At 42.3% G+C, this 24,872-nt stretch carries 21 protein-coding genes; 20 read left to right on the forward strand and 1 reads right to left on the reverse strand.

The window, feature by feature from the left end:
- Positions 1-112: 112 nt before the first annotated feature.
- The 20 genes from E7T07_RS08930 (at position 113) to pheA (ending at position 24,403) form a co-directional block, all read left to right on the forward strand.
- Positions 113-1,633, forward strand: coding sequence for a carbon starvation CstA family protein (locus E7T07_RS08930; protein WP_135710805.1), 1,521 nt, complete (start codon positions 113-115; stop codon positions 1,631-1,633).
- 261 nt (positions 1,634-1,894) lie between these two features.
- On the forward strand, positions 1,895-2,353 hold the full coding sequence (mraZ, locus tag E7T07_RS08935) for a division/cell wall cluster transcriptional repressor MraZ (RefSeq protein WP_135710806.1): 459 nt from the start codon (positions 1,895-1,897) through the stop codon (positions 2,351-2,353).
- Between the two features lie 138 nt (positions 2,354-2,491).
- Positions 2,492-3,466, forward strand: a complete 975-nt coding sequence (gene rsmH / locus E7T07_RS08940; RefSeq protein WP_135710807.1) for a 16S rRNA (cytosine(1402)-N(4))-methyltransferase RsmH — start codon at positions 2,492-2,494, stop codon at positions 3,464-3,466.
- On the forward strand, positions 3,466-3,795 hold the full coding sequence (gene ftsL, locus E7T07_RS08945; RefSeq protein WP_135710808.1) for a cell division protein FtsL: 330 nt from the start codon (positions 3,466-3,468) through the stop codon (positions 3,793-3,795). Before rsmH ends, ftsL begins: the two co-directional genes overlap by 1 nt.
- 6 nt (positions 3,796-3,801) lie before the next feature.
- Positions 3,802-5,637: a penicillin-binding transpeptidase domain-containing protein gene (locus tag E7T07_RS08950; protein WP_135710809.1), complete on the forward strand. Its 1,836-nt coding sequence runs from the start codon at positions 3,802-3,804 to the stop codon at positions 5,635-5,637.
- Positions 5,638-5,665: 28 nt separating this feature from the next.
- Complete coding sequence (gene murE, locus E7T07_RS08955; protein ID WP_135710810.1) at positions 5,666-7,135, forward strand: UDP-N-acetylmuramoyl-L-alanyl-D-glutamate--2,6-diaminopimelate ligase; 1,470 nt, start codon at positions 5,666-5,668, stop codon at positions 7,133-7,135.
- Positions 7,132-8,502 (forward strand): UDP-N-acetylmuramoyl-tripeptide--D-alanyl-D-alanine ligase, encoded by a 1,371-nt coding sequence (gene murF, locus E7T07_RS08960; protein WP_135710811.1) that lies wholly within the window; start codon positions 7,132-7,134, stop codon positions 8,500-8,502. The genes murE and murF overlap by 4 nt, the downstream gene beginning before the upstream one ends.
- Before the next feature lie 6 nt (positions 8,503-8,508).
- Complete coding sequence (mraY, locus tag E7T07_RS08965) at positions 8,509-9,591, forward strand: phospho-N-acetylmuramoyl-pentapeptide-transferase (protein ID WP_135710812.1); 1,083 nt, start codon at positions 8,509-8,511, stop codon at positions 9,589-9,591.
- A gap of 50 nt (positions 9,592-9,641) precedes the next feature.
- A complete protein-coding gene (gene murD / locus E7T07_RS08970) occupies positions 9,642-10,961 on the forward strand; it encodes a UDP-N-acetylmuramoyl-L-alanine--D-glutamate ligase (RefSeq protein WP_135710813.1) in 1,320 nt (439 codons plus the stop codon).
- Positions 10,962-10,964: 3 nt separating this feature from the next.
- Positions 10,965-12,155: a putative lipid II flippase FtsW gene (ftsW, locus tag E7T07_RS08975; protein ID WP_135710814.1), complete on the forward strand. Its 1,191-nt coding sequence runs from the start codon at positions 10,965-10,967 to the stop codon at positions 12,153-12,155.
- A gap of 25 nt (positions 12,156-12,180) precedes the next feature.
- Positions 12,181-13,245 carry an undecaprenyldiphospho-muramoylpentapeptide beta-N-acetylglucosaminyltransferase gene (murG, locus tag E7T07_RS08980; protein ID WP_135710815.1) on the forward strand — a complete coding sequence of 355 codons (1,065 nt, stop codon included), beginning with the start codon at positions 12,181-12,183 and terminating at the stop codon, positions 13,243-13,245.
- Between the two features lie 48 nt (positions 13,246-13,293).
- Complete coding sequence (murC, locus tag E7T07_RS08985; RefSeq protein ID WP_135710816.1) at positions 13,294-14,724, forward strand: UDP-N-acetylmuramate--L-alanine ligase; 1,431 nt, start codon at positions 13,294-13,296, stop codon at positions 14,722-14,724.
- Positions 14,725-14,751: 27 nt separating this feature from the next.
- Positions 14,752-15,675 carry a D-alanine--D-alanine ligase gene (locus tag E7T07_RS08990; RefSeq protein WP_135710817.1) on the forward strand — a complete coding sequence of 308 codons (924 nt, stop codon included), beginning with the start codon at positions 14,752-14,754 and terminating at the stop codon, positions 15,673-15,675.
- On the forward strand, positions 15,675-16,442 hold the full coding sequence (locus E7T07_RS08995) for a cell division protein FtsQ/DivIB (protein ID WP_135710818.1): 768 nt from the start codon (positions 15,675-15,677) through the stop codon (positions 16,440-16,442). Before E7T07_RS08990 ends, E7T07_RS08995 begins: the two co-directional genes overlap by 1 nt.
- 31 nt (positions 16,443-16,473) lie before the next feature.
- Positions 16,474-17,766 (forward strand): cell division protein FtsA, encoded by a 1,293-nt coding sequence (ftsA, locus tag E7T07_RS09000; protein WP_135710819.1) that lies wholly within the window; start codon positions 16,474-16,476, stop codon positions 17,764-17,766.
- Positions 17,767-17,847: 81 nt separating this feature from the next.
- A complete protein-coding gene (ftsZ, locus tag E7T07_RS09005) occupies positions 17,848-19,065 on the forward strand; it encodes a cell division protein FtsZ (RefSeq protein ID WP_135710820.1) in 1,218 nt (405 codons plus the stop codon).
- 42 nt (positions 19,066-19,107) lie between these two features.
- On the forward strand, positions 19,108-20,025 hold the full coding sequence (lpxC, locus tag E7T07_RS09010) for a UDP-3-O-acyl-N-acetylglucosamine deacetylase (RefSeq protein WP_135710821.1): 918 nt from the start codon (positions 19,108-19,110) through the stop codon (positions 20,023-20,025).
- Positions 20,026-20,121: 96 nt separating this feature from the next.
- Positions 20,122-21,273, forward strand: a complete 1,152-nt coding sequence (locus tag E7T07_RS09015) for an iron-containing alcohol dehydrogenase (protein ID WP_135710832.1) — start codon at positions 20,122-20,124, stop codon at positions 21,271-21,273.
- A gap of 56 nt (positions 21,274-21,329) precedes the next feature.
- Positions 21,330-22,979 (forward strand): bifunctional UDP-sugar hydrolase/5'-nucleotidase UshA, encoded by a 1,650-nt coding sequence (gene ushA, locus E7T07_RS09020; RefSeq protein WP_135710822.1) that lies wholly within the window; start codon positions 21,330-21,332, stop codon positions 22,977-22,979.
- Positions 22,980-23,242: 263 nt separating this feature from the next.
- Positions 23,243-24,403 (forward strand): prephenate dehydratase, encoded by a 1,161-nt coding sequence (gene pheA / locus E7T07_RS09025; RefSeq protein ID WP_135710823.1) that lies wholly within the window; start codon positions 23,243-23,245, stop codon positions 24,401-24,403.
- Between the two features lie 50 nt (positions 24,404-24,453).
- On the opposite strand, the gene E7T07_RS09030 is transcribed toward pheA, so the two are convergent.
- Positions 24,454-24,789 (reverse strand): zinc ribbon domain-containing protein YjdM, encoded by a 336-nt coding sequence (locus E7T07_RS09030; RefSeq protein WP_135710824.1) that lies wholly within the window; start codon positions 24,787-24,789, stop codon positions 24,454-24,456.
- Between the last annotated feature and the right edge of the window lie 83 nt (positions 24,790-24,872).

Raw genomic sequence — 24,872 nt, forward strand, 5'->3', positions numbered from 1 at the left:
ATCTTCGTCACATTTTTGAAGAGAAACTAGGACACTGGGGATTTACAACTTATTAACAGCTCTTTAAAATATCCGCGGTTTTATTTTATTAACATTAATCAAGGAAAATCCCATGTTGTGGTTTTTAATTTGTGTCGCAATTTTACTGCTTGGTTACTTTTTGTATAGTAAAGTTGTGGAAAAAATCTTTGTTATCAATCCAAAACGTGAAACGCCGGCTTATGCCTTAAATGATGGCGTGGATTATGTGCCCATGTCGAAGAAGAAAATTTGGTTAATCCAACTTTTAAATATCGCCGGTACAGGTCCGATTTTCGGTCCGATCTTAGGGGCGTTATATGGGCCGGTGGCCATGCTTTGGATTGTGTTCGGTTGCGTATTTGCAGGTGCCGTGCATGATTATTTCAGCGGTATGTTGAGTATTCGTAACGGTGGGGCGAGTATTCCTTATATGTCGGGTAAATACTTAGGTCGTCCTGCAAAACATGTGATGAATATCTTCGCTATTTTATTGCTATTGTTAGTTGGTGTGGTGTTTGTGGCAAGTCCGGCATCATTATTGACTAATATTACTAGCGATTTAATGAATTCAGGCTCTGTTGGTGCGGCAGCGGTGAATGATGAAGCGGGTGCAGCCAAAGGAACCATTTTAGCTATTTGGACCGCGGTTATTTTTGTTTACTACATTATCGCAACCTTAGTGCCGGTAGATAAAATTATCGGTCGAATCTATCCATTGTTTGGTGCATTGTTAATGTTTATGACATTAGGCATGTTATTTGGTTTATTCTTTGAAGGGATTCCATTATTCCAAACCGTAACGGCTAAATTAGGCCATGAAGTGGAATTAGCGGATTTCTTCGCCAACTTACATCCAAAAGAAGGGACGCCAATTTGGCCACTCTTATTCGTGACAATTGCTTGTGGTGCAATTTCCGGCTTCCATGCAACACAATCACCATTAATGGCACGTTGCACGGAAAATGAAAAAGAAGGCCGTTTTATTTTCTACGGTGCGATGATTGGCGAAGGGGTGATTGCCTTAATTTGGTGTATGGTGGGGTTAAGTTTCTACGATGATCAAGCCTCATTTATGGAAGCCTTGGAAGGTACGCCATCTAAAGTCGTTTATGACTCTGCTATCGGGATGCTTGGTTTATTTGGTGGTATCTTAGCCGTATTAGGTGTGGTGGTATTGCCTATTACTTCAGGCGATACGGCATTCCGTGCAGCACGTTTGTTAATTGCCGATTACTTAAAAATCGACCAACGCAATATTGCCAAACGTTTAAGTATTGCTATCCCATTATTTGCAATTGGTTACTGGGTTTCAACCGTTGACTTCCAAGTTTTATGGCGTTACTTCGGTTGGGCAAACCAAACCACGGCTATGGTGATGTTATGGACAGCCTCAGCTTACTTATTCCGTCATCAAAAATTCCATTGGATTACGACTATCCCGGCGATCTTTATGACAATGGTTTGTACAAGCTATATCGCTAATGCACCAATCGGTTTTAATCTATCTTATGATGCTTCCCTTTGGGCCGGTGTGGTGACAACTGTGGTTGCGGTGATTGCATTCTTTGTGTTCTTAAAACCATTAACACCGGAAGAACAAGCAAAAGACTAAGCGGGATTTTTCTCCGTGTAAACGCACTTTGAGTATTCAAGGTGCGTTTTTATTTGGGGGTAATTGAAGTAGGGTGAGTTACCTTTCGCATGAGAAATGTAAAGATTTGTAAGCAAACGTTTAATCTGCTTGCATATTAAGCGTTCAGGCTATAAAATTCTCATCCAAGTGGTGAAAAGTGGTAAATTGTGGGAAATTTTAGAAATTCTTATCATATTGACCGCACTTTTCAGGGTTCAATTCTCATTTTGGAAGAGTGGCATGTTTCGAGGGGCTTCAGCGGTAAATTTAGATGCGAAAGGTCGTCTTGCGATCCCAACGCGTTATCGCCCTGAAATTCTAGAACAAAATCAAGGGATGATGATTTGCACGGTCGATGCGCGCCAGCCTTGTTTATTGCTTTATCCCTTAAAAGAATGGGAAGAAATTGAACAAAAATTATTGGGACTTTCAAGTTTAGATCCTGTTCAAAATGCCTTAAAACGCGTGATGATGGGATTTGCGACAGAATGCGAATTAGATAACGCCGGTCGTATTCTGTTAAGTCAGCCATTACGCCAACACGCAAAATTAGAAAAATCTATTATGTTGGTGGGGCAACTCAATAAGTTTGAGATTTGGTCTGAAGCACAGTGGAATACACAAATTGAGCAAGATATTGCCCGCGGTGTAAATGGTGAATTTGCCTTATCTGAAGCATTAAAAACGCTGTCATTATAGCTATTATAAGAACAGCGGCACTAGCAAAACTAGCATAACGCTAGATTATAAAAATGATAAGCGGTGAAGTTCACCGCCTTATCTTAAAATTATCTTATTTCTTTTAACATTTTATTTTGTCTATTTCGGTTTATTAATATGAACGCCCAAAATACATTTTCACATCCTGAGCATATTACGGTTTTATTACACGAAACTGTTGAAGGGTTAGCTTTGGTTGAGGGTCGTGAAAATGGTATTTATATTGATGGTACCTTTGGCCGTGGTGGGCATTCTCGTTTAATCCTTTCTAAACTCAGCGAAAACGGTCGTTTAATTGCCATTGATCGTGATCCAAGAGCTATTGCTGAAGCACAAACTATTCAAGATCCGCGTTTTCATATTGAACATAACAGCTTTTCTCGTCTTCCTGAAATTTGTGAAAAATTAGGTTTGATTGGCAAAGTGGATGGTATTTTACTTGATCTGGGTGTTTCATCACCGCAATTGGATGATGCAGAACGTGGTTTTAGTTTTATGAAAGACGGCCCGTTGGATATGCGCATGGATACGACCAAAGGGCAATCCGCTGCGGAATGGCTGGCGCAGGTTTCTATTGATGATTTAGCTTGGGTATTGAAAACCTTTGGGGAAGAACGTTTTGCAAAACGCATTGCTACTGCGATTGTGAATTACAACAAAAGTGCGGTGGAAAAAAACGAAGAACCGATTAACCGCACTTTACAACTAGCTGAAATCATTGCAAATGCAGTGCCGTTTAAAGATAAGCATAAGCATCCGGCAACCCGTTCATTCCAAGCGATCCGTATTTTTATTAACGCTGAATTGGATGAGCTGGAAAGTATTTTAAATTCCGCCATTTCTGTTTTGGCACCACAAGGACGCTTGTCTATTATCAGCTTCCATTCTCTTGAAGATCGTATGGTCAAACATTTTATGCGCAAGCAAAGTAAAGGGGAAGATGTGCCAAAAGGATTGCCATTGCGTGAAGATCAAATTAAACGTCATTGCACCTTAAAAACCATTGGCAAAGCCATTCAGGCGAGTGATGAAGAAGTGGCGGCAAATCCACGTTCACGTAGTGCGGTATTACGAATTGCGGAGAAATTATAATGGCTGAATCTTTATCAAATAGTGAACGTTATCCGCTGCAATATGTGGTTATTCAAGACTTATTTGAAATGAATAAAACGGTAGCGGTTTTAATTTTTCTTATTGCGGTAACGGCAGTAAGTACCGTTTGGGTGACCTACCAAACACGTATGCTGGTGGCGGAAAAAGGCGAATTGGTGTTTGAAAAACAAGCTCTGGAAAATGAATACGTGAATTTAAAATTAGAAGAAACCACATTAAGTGATAATACACGGATTGAAGGTATTGCCAGAGTTAACTTGGGTATGGTGTCAGTGACACCTGAACAAGAAGTGGTGATTGTGGAGTAAGGGATTATGGTGAAATTAAATTCCGAGCGCAATCCGGCGCCTAAGAAACCCCGTAAGCCAATGACTTCTGCGCCAAATAGCGGGGTGAAACTGAATAAGCCTAAAATCACCTTTGAAACGAGCTTTTTAAAGGGACGCTATCGTTGGGCATTAGGTTTTGTTTTTCTGAGCTTATTTGCTTTAATTGCGCGTGCGGCTTATGTGCAAATTGTGAATGTAGAAGAACTGACCAATGAAGCGGATAAGCGCTCATTGCGCGTGCAAGAAATTAAATCCGCGCGTGGTTCTATTTTGGATCGCAACGGTCAAATGCTTTCGATTAGCGTGCCGATGTTCCAGTTGAAAGTCGATCCTAAAGTGATTTTGGAAAATGACGGCATTGCTAAAAATAAAGAAAAATGGAAAGCCTTAGCTGAAGTTTTGGGCATGTCTTATAAAGATTTAGTCTCTAAAATCGAAAGCAAGCCTAAATTACGCGAAATTGTCTTGGCGCGTCAAATTTCAGAGCAAATTAAAAATTATGCCCAAGATTTAAAATTGCCAACCATGATCATTTCGAGCGATTATCGCCGTTTTTATCCGCGTGCTGAAGAAACTGCACATTTGCTCGGGTTTACGGATGTGGATAACAATGGAATTGAGGGCATTGAAAAAAGTTTTAACTCGTTGCTTGTAGGTAAATCAGGTTCTCGTACTTATCGTAAAGATAAATATGGCAACATTGTGGAAGATATTGCGAATATTAAGAAATACGATGCACACAATGTGACCCTGAGTATTGATAAAGATTTGCAAGCGATGGTTTATCTCGAAATTAAAAAAGCGGTAGCAGAAAATAATGCCAGCTCGGGGACGGCGGTGTTAGTGGATGTGCGTACGGGTGAGATTTTAGCTATGGTGAATGCGCCTTCTTATAACCCGAATAAGCGCACTGGGGTTTCTGAAGATTTAATGCGGAATAAAGCCGTAACCGATACTTTTGAACCGGGTTCAACGGTAAAACCTTTTGTGGTTTTGACCGCACTTCAAAATAAAGTGGTGCGCCGTGATGAAGTGATTAATACAGGCCCCCTTGTTCTAACCGGCAAGGAAATTAGAGACGTGGCACCTCGCGATCGTCAAACCTTAGATGAGATTTTAATTAATTCCTCAAACCGTGGGATGAGCCGTTTAGCCTTGCGTATGCCGCCTTCCGCGTTAATGGATACCTATCAAGCGGCAGGTTTAGGTAAACCAACGGATTTAGGGTTAGGCGGTGAACAAATTGGTTATTTAAACGCGAACCGTAAACGTTGGTCTGATATTGAGCGTGCGAACGTTTCTTATGGTTATGGGATCAATGCGACCCCGGTTCAAATTGCACGTGCTTATTTGACCTTAGGCAGCTTTGGGATTTACCGCCCACTTTCTATTACCAAAGTGGATCCGCCTGTAATCGGTAATCGTGTATTTTCCGAGAAAATCACCCGAGATGTGGTGAATATCATGGAAAAAGTCGCGATTAAGAATAAACGTGCGTTGGTTGAAGGTTATCGTGTTGCGATTAAAACGGGTACCGCGAAAAAAATCGAAAAAGGTCGTTATGTAGATAAATATATGGCCTATACCGCCGGTATTGCGCCGGTGACGGATCCGCGCTTTGCGTTGGTGATTTTGATCGATGAACCTAAAGCGGGTCAATATTATGGTGGTGCGGTTTCTGCACCGGTGTTTTCTGCCATTATGGGCGCGGCATTGCGTGCTTATAATATCACGCCGGATGGTGTGCCGGTGGAGAATACGAAAACCACGAAGCGTATTGTTCGGCGCAATGAACAGCCTAACCCGAATCAACTGAACTAATGCGGTAAAATAGAATATAGGAAAAACAATGAAAAAACTAACCGCACTTTTGGGGCTTGCTCAGCCCCAACTTGAGCAAATTGAGTTGAGCAAAATGAGTTTAGACAGCCGCGAAATCACGCCTGGCTGTCTTTTCGTTGCGGTCAAAGGCCATTCAGTAGATGGTCGAAAATTTATTTCAAATGCCATTGCACAAGGTGCGGTAGCGGTATTGGCGGAATGTGATGAACCCGCGCAACATTTACAGATTGAATTTCAGCAAAATATCCCGGTGATTTCCTACTTTGCTTTGTCTGCACATTTGTCTGACATTGCAGGTCGTTTTTATGATAATCCTTCTCAGCGCTTAACCTTAGTGGGCGTGACAGGTACCAATGGCAAAACCACCATTGCCCAGCTTTTAGCGCAATGGACGCAGATTTTAGGTAAAACGCCGGCAGTGATGGGAACCATCGGTAATGGTTTGTTTGGGCAAGTAAAACCTGCGGCAAATACCACAGGTTCTGCCATTGAAATACAGGCGTCATTAGCTGATTTTGTGGAGCAAGGCGCGGATTTTGCAGCAATTGAAGTGTCTTCTCATGGTTTGGTGCAAAAACGTGTTGAAGCCTTACATTTTGCTGCGACAGTATTCACTAACTTAAGTCGTGATCATCTTGATTATCACGGCACCATGGAAGAATACGCCAAAGCGAAGAAACGGTTATTTACCGAATTATCCGGCCAATATCAAATTTTGAATGCCGATGACGAAATCGGGGCGCAATGGTTGAGCGAGTTACCTAATGCGATTGCGGTGAGTTGTCAGCCAAATTATCAGCCGACTCATAAAACTTGGTTAAAATTAACCGCACTTTCCTTTACCAACAAAGGGACGAATATTGCGTTCGCTTCAAGTTGGGGGAATGGGCAGTTGGAAAGCCGCTTAATCGGCGCCTTTAATGTGAGTAATTTATTGGCGGTTACTGCCACATTGTTAGCCTTAGGTTATTCGCTTGAGCAACTCACTTCCACGGTTTCACAGCTCACAGGGGTTTGCGGTCGAATGGAAATGATGACGGCAGAAAATCAACCCACCGTGATTGTGGATTATGCACACACCCCGGACGCCTTGGAAAAAGCCTTAAATGCCGCGCGTATTCATTGCCATGGCAAACTTTGGTGTTTGTTTGGTTGTGGGGGCGATCGCGATCGTGGTAAGCGTCCGCTTATGGCAGAAATAGCGGAGAAAATCGCCGACAAAGTGATTGCCACCGATGATAATCCACGCACGGAAGATCCCGCTCAAATTATGGCGGACATCAAAGCCGGTTTTGCTCATCCTGAACATGTACAATTTATTCACAACCGTGAAGACGCGATTAAAACTGCCATTCAAAGTGCGGATAAAAATGACGTAATTTTAGTGGCGGGCAAAGGGCACGAAGATTATCAAATTATTGGCACAGAAAAGCACCATTTTTCTGATCAAGAAACAGCGAAGAAATATTTGTCATGATAACAATAACAACAAAAAAACTTGCCGAAATCTTAGATGGGCAATTATTGGGTGATGAAAATATCACCGTAGAGAACGTAAGTACCGATACACGCCGGCAAACGCAAAATGGATTATTTTTTGCCTTGAAGGGCGAGAAATTTGACGCCCATCATTATTTAAATGCAGCGGTAGAACAAGGTTGTATCGCGCTAGTCGTGGATCACCCTTGTGATATTCCTGTGCCGCAAATTGTGGTGGCGGATACGCGTATTGCTTTGGGGCAACTTGGTGCTTGGGTGAAAGCGGAAATTAATCCCTTAACCGTTGCGATGACAGGATCTTCCGGTAAAACTACCGTGAAAGAAATGACGGCTTCCATTTTGCAACAAACCGCAAAAAATCCTGAAAGCGTGTTATTTACCCAAGGGAATTTTAATAATGATATTGGTGTGCCGTTGACTTTATTACGTCTTGAACCAACGCATCAATTTGCCGTCATTGAACTCGGCGCTAATCATCAAAATGAAATTGCGTATACCACCCATTTAGTGCGCCCGAATGTGGCATTGGTGAACAACGTAGCACCTGCTCACTTAGAAGGATTTGGTTCTGTTGAAGGCGTAGCACAAGCGAAAGGTGAGATTTATCGTGGCTTAACGAAAGATGGTGTGGCAATTCTTAATTTAGATTGTTGTTACCCTGAATTTTGGGCGGCGGAAATCGATGAACGAAACGTTCAAACCTTTTCAAGTACGCAACCGGCGGATTATTGGGCGGAGAATGTGCGTTTATCTGAGAAGGGTGCAACGTTTTTGTTGCATAGTCCTGCCGGCGACATTGAAATCCATTTGCCTTATCTTGGTGCGCATAATGTGAGCAATGCCCTAGCGGCAACGGCGTTGGCAATGAATGTCGGCGCGACTCTTGAACAAGTCAAAGCGGGCTTGGAAAAACGCGCTCAGGTAAAAGGGCGTTTATTCCCGATTCAAGTGAATGAAAAGTTATTGTTGTTAGACGATACTTACAATGCCAATGTAGATTCCCTGAAATCAGCCATTAATGTGTTGAAAAACTATGATGCGTTCCGAATTTTAGCGGTTGGTGATATGGCTGAATTAGGGGTAGATACCGTATCCTGTCATCAACAGGTGGCGGATTATGCCCATGCAGCGAATTTGGATTACATTGCGAGTTTTGGTCAGTTTTCCGAAGTGATCAGCAAGGGCAATCACTTTACCGATAAAGAAAAAATGGCGGCATTTTTAACCGCACTTATTGAAGAAAAATTAAAAGAAAATCAGTCTGTTGTTTTGTTGGCAAAAGGTTCTCGTAGCCAAAAAATGGAACAAGTTATTGAGCTGTTAACCGTTCACTTTAAGGGGTAATTGAGTATGTTAGTTTGGTTGGCTTCTGTTTTAGAACAATATTTTAGTAGCTTTCACGTCATTTCCTATTTGACGGTGCGCGCCGTGTTGTCTTTGATGACAGCGTTGCTGTTGTCATTGTGGATTGGGCCGAAAATGATCAAGCGTTTGCAGATTTTTAAATTTGGTCAAGAAGTGCGTAATGACGGCCCTGAAAGCCATTTCCAAAAACGTGGTACGCCAACCATGGGCGGTATTATGATTTTGGCAACCATTACGATCAGTACCCTGCTTTGGGGGGATTTAACGAATCCTTATATTTGGTTCAGTTTGTTTGTGTTGTTGGGCTATGGTGCAGTTGGTTTTGTGGATGATTACCGCAAAATCAAATACAAAAATACAGATGGCTTAATTGCGCGTTGGAAATATTTTTGGTTGTCGGTGATTGCGCTGATTGCTGTGGTAGGCATGTATTTAGTGGGCAAAGATACGGATGCCACACGTTTAGTGGTGCCGTTCTTTAAAGATATTATGCCGCAATTAGGCTTGTTCTATATTGTGTTGGCTTACTTCGTTATTGTGGGCACCAGTAATGCGGTGAACTTAACGGATGGTTTAGACGGATTGGCGATTATGCCAACGGTATTTGTGGCAGGTGCTTTCGCGATTATTGCTTGGGCAACAGGCAATGTGGAAATCTCAAAATACCTTTACATTCCTTATATCAGCTTTACCTCTGAGTTAGTGATTTTCTGTACCGCCATTGTCGGGGCAGGCTTAGGTTTCCTTTGGTTTAACACTTACCCTGCGCAAGTCTTTATGGGCGATGTGGGTTCACTGGCGTTAGGTGGGGCACTTGGGGTTTTAGCCGTATTGGTTCGCCAAGAATTTTTATTGGTGATTATGGGCGGTGTGTTTGTGATGGAAACCATTTCGGTGATTTTACAAGTAGGTTCTTACAAACTACGTAAAAAGCGGATTTTCCGAATGGCACCTATTCATCATCACTACGAATTAAAAGGTTGGCCTGAGCCACGCGTGATTATCCGCTTTTGGATTGTTTCCTTAATGCTGGTGTTGTTTGGTTTAGTCACCTTAAAACTACGTTAATTTTCAGGTGGGAGAAGTCCCACCCTTTTGCATATCTACAGGTTGAAAAAATGGCAGACTATAAAAACAAAAATATGGTTGTGATTGGTTTAGGGAAAACAGGCTTATCGGTAGTCGATTTTCTGGTGAAAAAACATGCCAATGTCAAAGTGATTGATACACGTGCCAATCCGGCCGGTGCTGAGCAATTAGATAAACATATTCCGCTTCATACCGGCGGTTTAAATCAAGATTGGCTCAATGCCGCGGACACCATTGTCATCAGCCCGGGGCTTGCGGTTAAAACTCCTGAAATTCAGACCGCACTTGCGCAAGGCGTTGAAGTGATTGGGGATATTGAGCTGTTTGTGCGTGAAGCCAATGAACAACATAAACCTGTGATTGCCATTACGGGATCAAACGGTAAAAGCACGGTGACGACCTTGACTGCGGAAATGGCAAAAGCGGATGGGTTGCGCGTGGGAATGGGGGGCAATATCGGCATCCCGGCCTTATCCTTATTGGATGAAGAATGTGATGTGTATGTGCTTGAATTATCGAGCTTTCAGTTAGAAACTACTTACAACTTAAAAGCGGCGGCAGCAACGGTATTGAATGTCACTGAAGATCATATGAATCGTTATGTGGATTTGGAAGATTATCGTCAAGCAAAATTGAGAATTTATGTGAATGCGAAAACCGCGGTGATTAATGCTGAAGATGCATTAACACAAGAAGATCATCAACAAAGCGCGCCAATTCAAGTCAGCTTTGGTGAAACGAACGCGGATTATTGGCTTAAATCAGAAAATGGCAAACAATATTTAATGGCAAAAGAGGAAATGATTTTGCCGGTGGACGAGATGTTGATTACAGGTCGTCATAATTATATGAATGCGTTGGCGTCCATTGCCCTTGTTCAGGCGGTTGGGGTAAAAACAGCGGCAATTCAAACCGCACTTCGTGCTTTTGGTGGTTTAGATCATCGCTTCCAAGTGGCACATTTCGCCCAGGGGGTACGTTGGATTAACGACAGCAAAGCCACCAATGTCGGCAGTACCGTTGCAGCATTAACCGGTTTGCAACTAGAAGGTAACCTTCATCTTTTATTGGGCGGAGACGGCAAAGGGGCGGATTTTAGTGAGTTAGCGAAACTCATCAACCAACCGAATTATTTCTGCTATTGCTTTGGGCAAGATGGTGCGGCATTGGCAAAATTATCATCGCAAAGCCAATTATTTGACACTATGGAACAGGCGATTAAGGCGTTACGCCCAACATTAAAATCCGGGGATATGGTGTTGCTTTCGCCTGCTTGTGCCAGCCTAGATCAATTCGCGTCTTTTGAAAAGCGCGGTGAAGAATTTACACGTTTGGCGAAATTAGGGTAAGTCATGCGATTATTGGAAGAATTTAAAGCGGGTTGGGCGCGTTGGACAACGGTAACACCAAGCAATCTTTTGTATGATCGCTGGTTGTTTTGGTTGTATGTCATTTTGCTCTTTATTGGTTTTATTATGGTGACATCGGCGTCTATTCCGGTGGGAACACGCCTATATGATGACCCCTTTTATTTTGCCACAAGGGATGCGGTTTATTTGGTGTTATCCTTTGTTACCTTGTATTTCTTCTTGAAAATTCCTATGGCGCGCTGGGAAAAACGCTATGCTTGGGTATTTGGTATCGCCTTATTTTTCCTTTTATTGGTGCTCATTCCGGGCGTAGGGAAAACGATTAACGGTGCACGCCGTTGGATCCCCATGGGGTTATTTAATTTCCAGCCGGCAGAATTTGCAAAATTTGCCTTAATTTGTTTTTTATCCAGTTATTTTACGCGTCGCTATGATGAAGTGCGGTCGAAAAAACTGAGCGCGTTTAAGCCCTTAATGGTTATGGGGTTCTTCGGTATTTTCCTAATCTTACAACCGGATTTGGGAAGTACGGTCGTATTATTTGTGATTACCTTTGGCTTACTCTTTGTCGCGGGCGCGCATATTATGCAATTCGTAGGCTTATTAGGGGTGGGGGCATTTTTATTCGTGGTGTTGGTATTGTCTTCTGCATACCGAATGAAACGGATTACAGGATTTATGGATCCTTTCAAAGACCCTTATGGCACAGGTTTCCAATTATCCAACTCTTTAATGGCGTTTGGCCGCGGTGAATTTACGGGGGAAGGGTTAGGCAATTCCATTCAAAAATTGGAATATTTACCGGAAGCCCACACGGACTTTGTGATGGCGGTGATCGGGGAAGAATTTGGTTTTATTGGCGTGCTGGTGATGGTGTTCTTGCTCGGTGCATTGGTTTTACGCGCCATGAAAATTGGGCGTGAAAGTTTGCAGTTAGAACAACGCTTTAAAGGTTTCTTTGCCTTTGGTATTAGCTTTTGGATTATTTTCCAAGGCTTTGTTAACTTGGGCATGGCATTAGGTTTATTACCAACCAAAGGTTTAACCTTTCCATTGGTGAGTTACGGTGGTTCGAGTTTGGTGGTGATGACCATTAGTATTGCCGTATTATTGCGTATCGATCATGAAAATCGCCTAAGCCGCTGTGGACATGCGCGTTTGCGCGATGATTAATCGTTAAAATGAGAATAAGTAAAATATGAGTAAAAAATTATTAGTGATGGCAGGGGGAACCGGGGGGCATGTATTTCCGGCAATTGCCGTCTCTCAATATCTTCAACAGCAAGGTTGGGAAATTCAATGGTTAGGCACAGCCGATCGTATGGAAGCCCAACTTGTCCCTAAACATGGCATTAAAATTAACTTTATTCAAATTTCAGGGTTGCGCGGCAAGGGAATAGGTGCGTTATTGAAAGCACCTTTCTCGATTTTCCGTGCGGTGATGCAGGCTCGTAAAATTATTCAGGATTATCAACCTGATGCGGTGCTTGGGATGGGGGGCTATGTGTCAGGACCGGGTGGTATTGCCGCGAAATTATGCGGTGTGCCTGTGATTTTACATGAGCAAAATGCAGTCGCGGGTTTAACCAATGTTTGGCTGTCTAAAATTGCGAAACGCACCTTACAGGCTTTTCCAACAGCATTTCCAACGGCCGAAGTGGTGGGAAATCCTGTTCGCGCGGATTTATTTCAAATGCCTACCCCTGAAACACGTTTTGCTACACGCAGCGGTAAACTCCGCATTCTTGTTGTTGGCGGTAGCCAAGGGGCACGCGTGTTAAATCAGAATGTACCGAAAATGGTGGCGCAACTGGCGGATAAATTAGAAGTGCGTCATCAAGTGGGCGCAGGAAGTGTGGAAAATGTCACCGCACTTTACCGTGAGTTAGGTGTGGATGTTGAAAGTGCGGTTAAAATCACAGAATTTATTGATGATATGGCGGAAGCCTATGGGTGGGCTGATTTGGTGATTTGTCGTTCCGGTGCGTTGACGGTATGCGAATTAGCGGCGGTTGGCACTCCTGCGATTTTTGTGCCGTTCCAACATAAGGATCGCCAGCAATATTTAAATGCCACCTATCTTGCCAATGCCGGTGCGGCAAAAATTGTAGAGCAAGCTGAACTTACCCCTGAAATTTTGGTAAACTTAGTGGCTGGTTTGAATCGTGAAAAATTGCTGGAAATGGCAATCAAAGCGAAAGCCATGTCCACACCATTCTCTGCTCAACGCGTGGCGGAAGTGATTATTGAAAACGTGAAATAATTGATGTTTGGGGCGCGCAATTTGCGCTCAGTTTAAGAGAATAGAACAATGAAACAAAAACGAGAAAAAATTAGACAGGTTGTGCCAAGTATGCGCCGTATCCAACAAATTCATTTTGTGGGCATTGGCGGTGCGGGGATGGGCGGCATTGCGGAAGTGTTAGTGAATGAAGGCTATAAAGTGACCGGTTCGGATATTGCTGAGAATGCCGTAACTGCACGTTTGAGTTCTTTGGGCGCAGATATTTTTATTGGTCATTCTGCTGAGCATGTGCAAAATGCAAGCGTGGTGGTGGTTTCGAGTGCCATTAAATCAGACAATGTTGAAGTGGTTGAAGCCCATGCTAAACGTATTCCGGTGATTCAACGGGCGCAAATGTTGGCGGAATTAATGCGTTTCCGCCACGGTATTGCGATTGCCGGGACACATGGTAAAACCACAACCACAGCCATGATTTCAATGATTTATACACAAGCGAATTTGGATCCGACCTTTGTGAATGGCGGTTTGGTAAAATCTGCAGGCACCAATGCGTATTTGGGGGCAAGCCGCTATTTTATTGCGGAAGCGGATGAAAGCGATGCCTCATTCTTACATTTGCAGCCAATGGTATCAGTGGTCACTAATATTGAACCCGATCATATGGATACCTATCACGGTGATTTTGATGAGATGAAACGCACTTATGTGAATTTCTTACATAATTTGCCGTTTTATGGGCTGGCGGTGATGTGTGCCGATGATCCTGTGTTAATGGAATTAGTGCCACAAGTAGGGCGTCAAGTGATTACTTATGGCTTTAGTGAAAAAGCGGATTATCGTATTGAAAACTATGAACAAACCGGCTTCCAAGGGCATTATGATGTGATTACGCCGACAGGGGAACGTATCAATGTATTGTTGAATGTGCCCGGCAAACACAACGCCCTTAATGCGACAGCAGCTTTGGCTGTAGCGAAGGAAGAAGGCATTGAAAATGATCCGATTTTGACCGCACTTGCGGACTTCCAAGGGGCGGGTCGCCGTTTTGACCAATTAGGTGAGTTTATTCGTCCAAACGGTAAAGTGATGTTGGTGGATGATTATGGTCATCACCCGACAGAAGTGGGCGTCACCATTCAGGCGGCACGTTCAGGTTGGGAAAATAAACGTATTGTGATGGTCTTCCAACCACATCGTTATTCACGCACACGTGATTTATTCGATGATTTCGTGCAAGTGCTTTCACAAGTGGATGTCTTGATTTTATTGGATGTTTATGCGGCAGGTGAAGCTCCTATTGCCGGCGCAGACAGCCGTTCCTTAGCCCGTTCAATTCGTAATTTGGGTAAAGTGGATCCGATTTTTGTGGCAGATCATGCGCAGTTACCCGAAATTATGGATCAGGTGTTGCAAGACGGCGATTTAATATTAGCGCAAGGGGCGGGGAATGTGAGTCGTTTATCCCGTAATCTTGTAGAATTGTGGACTAAAGAATAATCTTATAAATAATAACGAATATAGAATATGAAACCATTAAAACAACAAAAAATTGCCGTGTTATTAGGCGGTACATCAGCAGAACGTGAAGTGTCATTAAATTCAGGTGCAGCGGTATTGGCGGCGTTACGTAGCCAAGGCTATGATGCGCATCCGGTGGATCCGAAAGAAACCCCTGTTGCTACGTTAAAAGAACAGGGTTTTGACCGCGCTTTTAATATTTTACATGGTCGTGGCGGTGAAGATGGCGTGGTGCAAGGTGTGTTGGAGCAAATTGGCTTGCCTTATACCGGTTGTGGCGTTATGACCTCAGCCTTAACCATGGATAAAATGCGCACCAAAATGTTGTGGAAAGGTTTTGGTTTGCCGATTGCGGATATGGAAATTGTAACAAAAACCACCGCACTTGATTTAGATCCTCAAGCGGTTGTTGCGCGTCTTGGGTTACCGTTGATGGTGAAACCATCGCGTGAAGGCTCAAGTGTGGGATTAACCAAAGTGAACAAAGTGGAAGAATTAAAAGCGGCAGTAGATGTGGCTTTAACCCATGATGATACGGTGTTAATCGAAGAGTGGTTGGCCGGCGATGAGTTGACTGTACCGGTACTTGGTGGAGAAGTCTTACCGGCGGTACAAATTATTCCGGACGGCGAGTTTTATGATTACAATGCGAAATATATTTCTGACAATACGCAATATGTTTGCCCGATGCCAATGTCTGAAGCCCGTTGGGAAGAACTGAAAAAATTAGTTAAAACCGCTTATGAAGTGGTGGGCTGTCGTGGTTGGAGCCGTATTGATGTGATGACAGATAGTCAAGGTAATTTCCGTTTGGTTGAAGTAAATACCACACCGGGTATGACCAGTCATAGTTTATTCCCGAAATCCGCGGCGACTGTCGGCATTAGTTTTGAGCAATTAGTGGCGAAAATTCTGGAGTTAAGTGCTTAATGGCGGTAATTAAACGCAAAAGTACACAGAAAAAATCAAAAGTACTTGATTTTAATATTAAAAGCTTAATACAGGTTAAGCCAATACTCGTGCTATTATGCGTGGGGCTGATGTATTTTACTTATGCGAATTGGCAAACTTGGTTGGAAAAGCTCGATGATAAGCCGATTAGCTCTTTTGCCTTATTAGGGTCGCCTTCCTATACGACTAATGGGGATGTGCGAGAGATGATTGTCAAAATGGGTGAGCTAAAAGGCTTTTTCGGTCAAGATGTGAATGTGATTCGCGAGCAAATTCAGTCTATGCCTTGGATTAAAGGCGCGGTAGTACGAAAAATCTGGCCTAATCGCTTGAGTATTGTGGTGTCAGAATATCAACCTATTGCTTATTGGAATGGTGATCAGTTCTTATCAAGCGATGGTGTGGTATTTAAATTACCCAGCGATAAACTGAAAGAAACGAATATGCCGCGTTTATTCGGGCCGGATTACAAAAGTGCAGAAGTGCTCGAAGCATGGCATAAAATTTACAAAGAACTGGAATCTAGAAAGTTAGTTTTAAAATCAGTCTCGATTGATGAACGTGGTGCGTGGGAAATTACATTAGATAATGATATTCTATTGAAATTGGGGCGTGGGGAATGGAAAACCAAAATCGATCATTTTGTGACGATTTATCCTCAAATTGAAATTCCTGAAAATAAACGTATTTCTTATGTAGATCTACGTTATAAGGTCGGGGCTTCAGTGGGTTTTGTTGATCAATAACAATAATTAAATTAACGGTGAAGTGAGCAAAATGGCAAAAATGGTGGAATCAAAAACGATTGTTGGGTTAGAAGTTGGCACATCAAAAGTCGTTGCTGTGGTAGGTGAAGTCTTACCTGATGGGGTGGTCAATGTTATGGGCGTAGGAAGTAGCCCGTCTAAAGGAATTGATAAAGGGAATATTACTGACCTTGCAGCAGTAGTGAACTCTATTCAACGTGCTATTGATAACGCTGAAGCGATTGCGGATTGCCAAATTGTTTCAGTGACTTTGGCTATTACAGGGGAACATATCCATAGTATTAATGAAAGTGGGTTTGTGCCGATTGTCAGTGGCGAAGTCACACAAGATGATATTGATAATGCCATGAATACGGCAAAATCCGTGAAATTGCCGGAAGGTTTAAACTTACAACACGTGATTCCACAAGAATATGCCGTGGATAAGCAGCAAAATATCAAAAGCCCATTAGGGCTTCAAGGCGTTCGCTTGAAAGCGCAGGTGCATTTAATCGGTTGTCATCAGTCTTGGCTAAATAATTTACAAAAAGCGGTGGAAAGCTGTGGCTTAAAAGTGGATCAGGTGGTGTTCTCCGGCTTGGCTTCAACCTATTCAGTATTAACCGAAGATGAAAAAGAATTGGGTGTTTGCATGATTGATTTTGGCGGTGGCTCAATGGATATCATGGTTTATACCAATGGTGCTTTGCGTTACAGCAAAGTCATTCCTTATGGCGGGAACGATATTACCGATTTTGTGGCACAAAGTTTAACCACATCACGTAATGAAGCGGAAAGCATTAAAATTAATTATGGAAGTGCGGTGAGTCCAAGTGAAGAATTAGCGGAACATTTCGCGAAGAAAAAGGTCGAAGTCACTGGATTAGGTGGTACATCGCCGCGCACATTCACTAAAAAACAAATTATGGAAGTGACATCCCAATGTTATTCTGATTTGTTACGTGTGGTTCAAAATGAGTTAACCGGCTTACGTACGGAATTAGCCTCGAAAGGCATTAAGAATGATTTAATTGCGGGGGTTGTGCTGACGGGTGGCGGTGCGCAAATGGAAGACATTGCAAAATGTGCAACAGAAATTTTTGGTTCTCATGTTCGGGTTGGTAGTCCGTTGAATATTACGGGGTTAACCGACTATGTGAATAAACCACAATATGCAACAGTCCTCGGATTACTGCAATATACTCACCATAATGATGAAGAGAATACGCCATTATTGGTTCAAGTTGCCAATGGTGAAGGGGTTTTAGGTTCAATTTGGAAAAAACTGAAAAAAATTGGCAATAAAGTGCGGTCAGAATTTTGATAATTTTTGATTTTTCATCTACAATAGAAAGAATTTAGAAATAATTTAGCGTTAGGAAATCTAACTCCACGGAGAATACGAATGTTTGAACCTGTACAATATGATTATGATGATGAAGTCGGTCGCACGCTGATCAAGGTGGTTGGCGTTGGCGGTGGCGGTGGTAATGCCGTTAACTATATGGTTGAGCAATTGCAAAACCATGGTGCAGAATTAGCCAGCATTGATTCATTAACAAATGATGAACATGGTGAAATCATTTTCTATGCAGTGAATACAGATGCTCAAGCATTGCGTAAAAGTAAAGTGCAACAAACGGTTCAGATTGGTGCGGAAGTAACCCGTGGTTTAGGTGCGGGTGCGAATCCAAATGTAGGACAAAAAGCGGCAGAAGAAGATCGTGATGCAATTCGCTTGATGTTAGAAGGCGCCAATATGGTCTTTATCGCAACAGGTATGGGCGGTGGTACAGGTACAGGTGCAGCCCCAATTGTTGCGCAAGTGGCAAAAGAATTAGGTATTCTCACCGTTGCGGTTGTGACTAAACCTTTCTCATTTGAAGGTAAAAAACGTATGTCTTTTGCTGAGCAAGGGATTAAAGCGTTGTCACAATATGTGGATTCGTTGATTGTCATTCCAAATGATAAATTAAAGAAAGTATTGCCAAAAGGTGCATCATTAATTGATGCCTTTGCTGCGGTTAATAACGTATTACGTAATGCAGTAACAGGTATTTCAGATATGATTACAACCCCGGGGATGATCAACGTGGACTTTGCTGACGTACGTACCGTTATGTCAGAAATGGGACGTGCTATGATGGGGACAGGTATTGCGCAAGGTGAAACGGATGATGGTCGAGCAGAAAAAGCAGCCAATGAAGCTGTAGCAAGCCCATTATTAGAAGATGTGGATTTAAGTGGTGCACGTGGCGTTATCGTTAATATTTTATCAGGCTTAGATTTAAGCTTAGATGAATACGAAATTATCGGTAATACCATTAAATCTTTTGCTTCTGAAGAAGCCACTGTGGTTGTCGGAACCAGTTTGAACCCTGAAATGCAAGGTGAGATTCGCGTAACCTTGGTGGCAACAGGGATTGGTGCAAATGAAGAATTAGCTCAGTTACCGCCGAGAATTGTGCGTCCAGATGTGCTTCATACAGAGACTCATTTACAGGCTGGTCAGCACGTTCAACCTACACAACCGGAAATTGTACAGCAACCGAGCGGCCCCGCAGTATTAGATACAAATAATCGCTTTATACCGGGTTTCTTACGCGATAAAAACAATCACTAATGGATGATTCATAATCATTGATGATTATGTAAGAGAAAAATTATGATTAAACAAAGAACATTAAAACAAAGTATTAAAGTGACTGGCGTTGGCTTACATAGTGGCAACAAAGTGACTTTAAATCTGCGTCCTGCACCGGCAAATAGCGGTGTGGTCTATTGCCGTACCGATCTTAATCCGCCAGTGTATTTCCCTGCAGATGCAAAAGCGGTACGCGATACAATGCTTTGTACTGCACTTATCAATGATGAAGGCGTGCGCATCTCAACGGTTGAGCATTTAAATGCAGCCTTAGCGGGTTTAGGCATCGATAACGTGATTATTGAAGTGGATGCCCCTGAAATCCCAATTATGGATGGAAGCGCAAGTCCATTCGTCTATTTATTGTTAGATGCAGGTATCGAAGAGCAAAATGCCGCAAAGAAATTTATTCGCGTGAAAAAAACGATCCGTGTAGAAGATGGTGACAAATGGGCAGAAATTAAGCCATATAACGGTTTCCGTTTGAATTTTGTGATTGATTTTAACCACCCGGCGATTCCAAAATCATTAAGCAAATACACGTTAGATTTCTCCGCACAAAAATTTGTGCAACAAATCAGCCGTGCGCGCACCTTTGCCTTTATGAAAGATATTGAATATCTTCAATCGCAAGGTTTAGCTTTAGGCGGTAGCTTAGATAACGCGATTGTATTAGATAACTACCGCGTTTTAAATGAAGATGGTTTACGCTTCAAAGATGAACTTGTTCGTCACAAAATGCTAGACTCAATCGGCGATTTATATATGTGCGGTTTCAACATTATTGGTGATTTCAGCGCATACAAATCAGGTCATGGTTTAAACAATAAATTGCTTCGTGCATTATTAGAAAACCAAGAAGCTTGGGAATTTGTAACGTTTGAAGACAAAGAAGAAGTGCCACAAGGTTATGTGGCAGCAACCCAAGTGCTTATCTAATTGATAAAACAATAAAAAGCTATACCATGTAGGTATGGCTTTTTTGTTTTCTACCGATATATGACGCCATCATCAGAGATATAAGGATAATATATGATTAGTAATTTCAGTTTTTATCTTCCAACAAAAGCCTATTTTGGCAAAGGGCAAATTGCAACATTGGCAACAGCTATTCCTAAAACAGCCCGTATTTTATTAACTTATGGTGGTGGCAGTATTAAGAAAAATGGCGTGTTTGAACAAGTCCAACAAGCACTTCAAGCCCATTTTTATATTGAATTTGGCGGCATCGAAGCGAACCCGGAATATGAAACGATCATGAAAGCAGTTGAATTAGTGCGTAAGGAAAAATTAGATTTTATCCTTGCAGTTGGTGGTGGTTCAGTTTTAGATGGCAGTAAATTTATTGCAGTCGCAGTGCCTTTTGATGGTGAACCTTGGGATATTCCTTACAAAAAAGCCCCAATTTCGACCGCACTTCCGATTGGTTGCGTGTTGACTTTGCCTGCAACCGGTTCAGAAATGAATCATCGTGCGGTAGTGAGCCGCCGCGCAACACAAGATAAGGTTTCCCTTTATTCGGATCTTATCCGCCCACAATTTGCGATATTAGATCCCACTACCACATTTTCACTGCCTGTTCGTCAAACCGCAAATGGCGTTGTGGATGCTTTTGTGCATACATTAGAGCAATATGCCACTTACCCGGTCAATGGTAAGATCCAAGATCGTTTTGCGGAAGGGGTCTTATTAACTCTCCTTGAAGATGGGCCAAAATTATTAGATAACCCAATGGATTATGATGCACGAGCTAACGTCATGTGGGCGGCAACGCAGGGGTTAAACGATATTTTGAGCGTAGGCGTACCTGGGGACTGGTCATCGCACGCTATCGGGCATGAACTAACCGCCGTTTATGGCTTAGATCACGCACAAACCTTGGCTATCATTGTTCCCGCATTGTTTACTCATCAAATTGAAAATAAACGAGATAAACTCACTCAAATGGCACAGCGTGTTTTTAATTATCAAGGCGACAGCTCGCAAGCCGCCGAATTTGCCGTTCAAAAAACACGGGAATTTTTTGAGCAAATGGGCTTGAAAACACGTTTTAGCGACTTAGGGATTGATGACAGTCAATTCCCTTTGGTGTTGCAAAAATTAGCGGAACATCGCCCGCAGGCTATTGGTGAACATAAGAATATTGATAACTATGTAGCAAAACAAATTTTGTATATGGCACTTTAATTTGAGAGTAATTAAGCATAAATCTCATAATTTCTATAATGTTTCAAGGAGCAAGAATGAACACTCAACTCAAACTCACCGCACTTTCTTTCGCGTTAATGGCGGCAACGGCGCAAGCCTATGAAAAAGACAAAACCTATCATTTTACGATTTTGCATAATAATGATATTCACGGTCATTTTTGGGCGAATGATAAAGGGGAATATGGTTTTGCGGCACAGAAAACCCTGATTGATGGGATTAAGAAAGAAGTAGAAGCCAAAGGCGGCTCGGTGATTTTGTTAAATGCGGGGGATTTTAATACAGGCGTGCCTGAGTCGGATATGCAAAATGCGCGTCCTGATATTGAAGCGATGAATGAAATTGGCTATGAAGCGGTCACTTTGGGAAATCATGAATTTGATAATCCGTTGCAACTGCTTGATATGCAAGAAAAATGGGCGAAGTTTCCTTTCTTGGCCGCCAATGTATATAACGTCAAAACAGGTAAGTTGTTGGTTAAACCTTATACGCTATTGGATAAAAAGGGCTTGAAAGTGGCTGTGGTGGGCTTGACGACAGAAGATACGGCAAAATTGGGTAATCCTGAATATATGAATCAGGTTCGTTTGGATGACCCAACGGAAACGGCGCGTAAGGTTTTGGCGGACTTAAATAAAACAGAAAAGCCGGATGTGAAAATCGCCTTGACGCATATGGGGTATTACTACGATGGGAATTTTGGTTCAAATGCACCGGGTGATGTGTCAATGGCGCGTAAATTGGATAAAAAAGCCTTTGATGTGATTGTGGGTGCCCATAGTCACGATGCGGTTTGCGTGGACGAGAAAGGGGTATGGATTAAGGATTACAAACCAGGTCAACCTTGTCGCCCTGATTTCCAAAACGGCACTTGGATTATGCAAGCATGGGAATGGGGTAAATTCTTAGGGCGTGCGGATTTTGAGTTTAAAAATGGTGAAACCAAATTGGTGAATTACCAATTAATTCCGGTGAACTTAAAACAAAAAATTAAAACCGCAGACGGTAAAACGGAATATCGTTATTACACCGAAGAAATTCCACAAGATGAAGCTTTGTTAGCTAAATTGAAACATTATCAAGATGAAGGCGATAAATTGCTTAACGTAAAAGTCGGCGAAACGAAAGGCAAGCTAGAAGGCGATCGTAATGTGGTGCGTTTCCAACAAACGAACTTAGGGCGTTTAATTGCCGAAGCACAACGTTCACGCGTAAATGCGGATGTAGGGATTGTGAACTCTGGCGTGGTGCGTGCGTCTATTGAAAACGGTGAGATTACTTATCGCAATGTGTTAACTGTTATGCCGTTCGGTAATGCCGTCAGTTATGTGGATTTTAATGGTAAAGAATTGCAAGACTATTTGAATGTCGTGGCGTTGAAAGAAGTTGATTCCGGTGGTTATCCGCAGTTTACGGGTGATATTAGTATGGTCATTGACTTCAAAAATAAAACTGTTAGCGATATCAAAATTAAAGGCGAGCCATTAAGTGCGGAGAAAAAATACCGTATTTCTGTGCCAAACTACAGCGCGTCAGGCGGTGACGGTTATCCGAACATTAAATCTCATCCAACTTATGTGGATTCAGGTTTTATTGATGCGGATGTATTAAAAGATTTCTTCGAGAAAAACTCGCCAATTGATGCGGCGAAGTTTGAGCCGAAAGGGGAAATTATTTATAAATAATCCTGATAGCCGAACCGAAAGGTTTGGTTCATACTGTTGCCTACCCTATACGAGCCGTATAGTGTTACATAATCTGAGCCGCTCTGCGGCTCTTCCTTTCAGCCCCAGCGGGGCTGGGTTTAATGAACCTAGCACGGCTCGTGCTAGGTTATTGCTAAAATTGAACTTTGCCAACAATCTAAACCGAAAGGTTCGGTTTTTTGTGTCCCAATTAAAAAAATATCTGCTAAAATGACCGCACTTATTTTTTCCAAGGAATTCTTATGGCATTAGATTTAACTGAAATTCGTCAGCAAATTACGCGGATTGATCGTAGTTTGTTGAAATTGTTATCAGAACGTCATCGTTTGGCTTATGATGTTGTGCGTAGCAAAGAAATTACCCAAAAAGCCTTACGTGATGAAGCCCGTGAACAGCAGTTGTTGCAAGAGTTGGTGAAATTTGCCGAAAGCGAAAATTATCAACTGGATGCCCAATATGTGACGCAAATTTTCCAACGCATTATTGAAGATTCTGTGCTGACGCAGCAGGCTTATTTGCAAAATAAATTGAATGAACAACGAGAAAACAGCGTGCATATCGCTTTTCTTGGAAAACGCGGATCCTATTCTAACTTAGCGGCGCGAACTTATGCCAATCGTTACCAAAAACAGTTTATTGAATTAAGTTGCGCTTCCTTTGATCAAGTATTTGAAAAAGTACGTTCAGGGGAAGCGGATCTGGGTGTGTTGCCATTGGAAAATACCACTTCAGGCTCGATCAATGAGGTTTATGACTTGTTGCAACATACAGATTTGTCGCTCGTTGGTGAGTTAGCTTATCCTATTAAACATTGTGTATTGGTCAATGATCAAGACGATTTAAGCCAAATTGATACTCTTTATAGCCATCCGCAAGTGATTCAGCAATGTAGCCAGTTTATTCGTGGTTTAGATCGCGTGCATATTGAATATTGTGAAAGCAGCTCTCATGCCATGGAACTGGTTTCAAGCCTAAATAAACCGAATATTGCCGCATTGGGTAACGAAGACGGCGGACATTTATATGGTTTGAAAGTGTTGAAAACCGACATTGCGAATCAACCTAATAATATCACGCGTTTTATTGTCATTGCCCGTGAGCCTTTAACGGTTTCGCCACAAATTAGCAGCAAAACCTTGTTGTTAATGACAACAAGCCAAAAAGCCGGGGCATTAGTGGATGCGTTATTGGTATTCAAAAAATATCAAATTAACATGACGAAATTGGAATCACGCCCAATTTATGGCAAACCTTGGGAAGAAATGTTTTATTTGGAAATTGAAGCCAATATTCATAATGAAGCGATACAACAAGCATTGAACGAACTGAAAGAATACAGCGCTTTCTTGAAAGTGTTGGGTTGTTACCCAAGTGAAATTGTGAAGCCTGTTGATATTGTGTAGAACAAAAAAGTGCGGTCGAATTTGACCGCACTTTGGGTATATAGGGGCAATTAAGCTTTTTTCAAAAACTCAGATTTCAATGAAAAAGGTTGTCCATCAATTTTACAATCCACATCATGATCGCCATCCACTAAGCGGATACCTTTTGCTTTGGTGCCTTTTTTCAATACAATGGATGAGCCTTTCACTTTTAAGTCTTTAATTAAAATCACGTCATCGCCGTCTTGTAGAATGTTACCGTTGCTGTCTTTCCACACTTTTTCTTCGGTTTCTTCCGCAACGTCTTCGCCTGACCATTCGTAAGCACAGTCAGGGCAAACGAAATTGACGCTATCGTGGTAAACATATTCACTGTGGCATTTTGGGCAAGTTGGCATTTGATCCATTTTTCTTCCTTCTTTATATTAATTTAAACAGGCGGAGTATAGCAAAAAGTGCGGTGAAAATCGACCGCACTTTGAACTGATGG

The sequence above is a fragment of the Actinobacillus porcinus genome, from assembly GCF_901764995.1.
Lineage (GTDB): Bacteria > Pseudomonadota > Gammaproteobacteria > Enterobacterales > Pasteurellaceae > Exercitatus > Exercitatus porcinus.

Coding starts and splice junctions, on each gene's coding strand:
- E7T07_RS08930 (WP_135710805.1), top strand. CDS start 113: ATGTTGTGGTTTTTAATTTGTGTCGCAATTTTACTGCTTGGTTACTTT.
- mraZ (WP_135710806.1), top strand. CDS start 1,895: ATGTTTCGAGGGGCTTCAGCGGTAAATTTAGATGCGAAAGGTCGTCTT.
- rsmH (WP_135710807.1), top strand. CDS start 2,492: ATGAACGCCCAAAATACATTTTCACATCCTGAGCATATTACGGTTTTA.
- ftsL (WP_135710808.1), top strand. CDS start 3,466: ATGGCTGAATCTTTATCAAATAGTGAACGTTATCCGCTGCAATATGTG.
- E7T07_RS08950 (WP_135710809.1), top strand. CDS start 3,802: ATGGTGAAATTAAATTCCGAGCGCAATCCGGCGCCTAAGAAACCCCGT.
- murE (WP_135710810.1), top strand. CDS start 5,666: ATGAAAAAACTAACCGCACTTTTGGGGCTTGCTCAGCCCCAACTTGAG.
- murF (WP_135710811.1), top strand. CDS start 7,132: ATGATAACAATAACAACAAAAAAACTTGCCGAAATCTTAGATGGGCAA.
- mraY (WP_135710812.1), top strand. CDS start 8,509: ATGTTAGTTTGGTTGGCTTCTGTTTTAGAACAATATTTTAGTAGCTTT.
- murD (WP_135710813.1), top strand. CDS start 9,642: ATGGCAGACTATAAAAACAAAAATATGGTTGTGATTGGTTTAGGGAAA.
- ftsW (WP_135710814.1), top strand. CDS start 10,965: ATGCGATTATTGGAAGAATTTAAAGCGGGTTGGGCGCGTTGGACAACG.
- murG (WP_135710815.1), top strand. CDS start 12,181: ATGAGTAAAAAATTATTAGTGATGGCAGGGGGAACCGGGGGGCATGTA.
- murC (WP_135710816.1), top strand. CDS start 13,294: ATGAAACAAAAACGAGAAAAAATTAGACAGGTTGTGCCAAGTATGCGC.
- E7T07_RS08990 (WP_135710817.1), top strand. CDS start 14,752: ATGAAACCATTAAAACAACAAAAAATTGCCGTGTTATTAGGCGGTACA.
- E7T07_RS08995 (WP_135710818.1), top strand. CDS start 15,675: ATGGCGGTAATTAAACGCAAAAGTACACAGAAAAAATCAAAAGTACTT.
- ftsA (WP_135710819.1), top strand. CDS start 16,474: ATGGCAAAAATGGTGGAATCAAAAACGATTGTTGGGTTAGAAGTTGGC.
- ftsZ (WP_135710820.1), top strand. CDS start 17,848: ATGTTTGAACCTGTACAATATGATTATGATGATGAAGTCGGTCGCACG.
- lpxC (WP_135710821.1), top strand. CDS start 19,108: ATGATTAAACAAAGAACATTAAAACAAAGTATTAAAGTGACTGGCGTT.
- ushA (WP_135710822.1), top strand. CDS start 21,330: ATGAACACTCAACTCAAACTCACCGCACTTTCTTTCGCGTTAATGGCG.
- pheA (WP_135710823.1), top strand. CDS start 23,243: ATGGCATTAGATTTAACTGAAATTCGTCAGCAAATTACGCGGATTGAT.
- E7T07_RS09030 (WP_135710824.1), bottom strand. CDS start 24,789: ATGGATCAAATGCCAACTTGCCCAAAATGCCACAGTGAATATGTTTAC.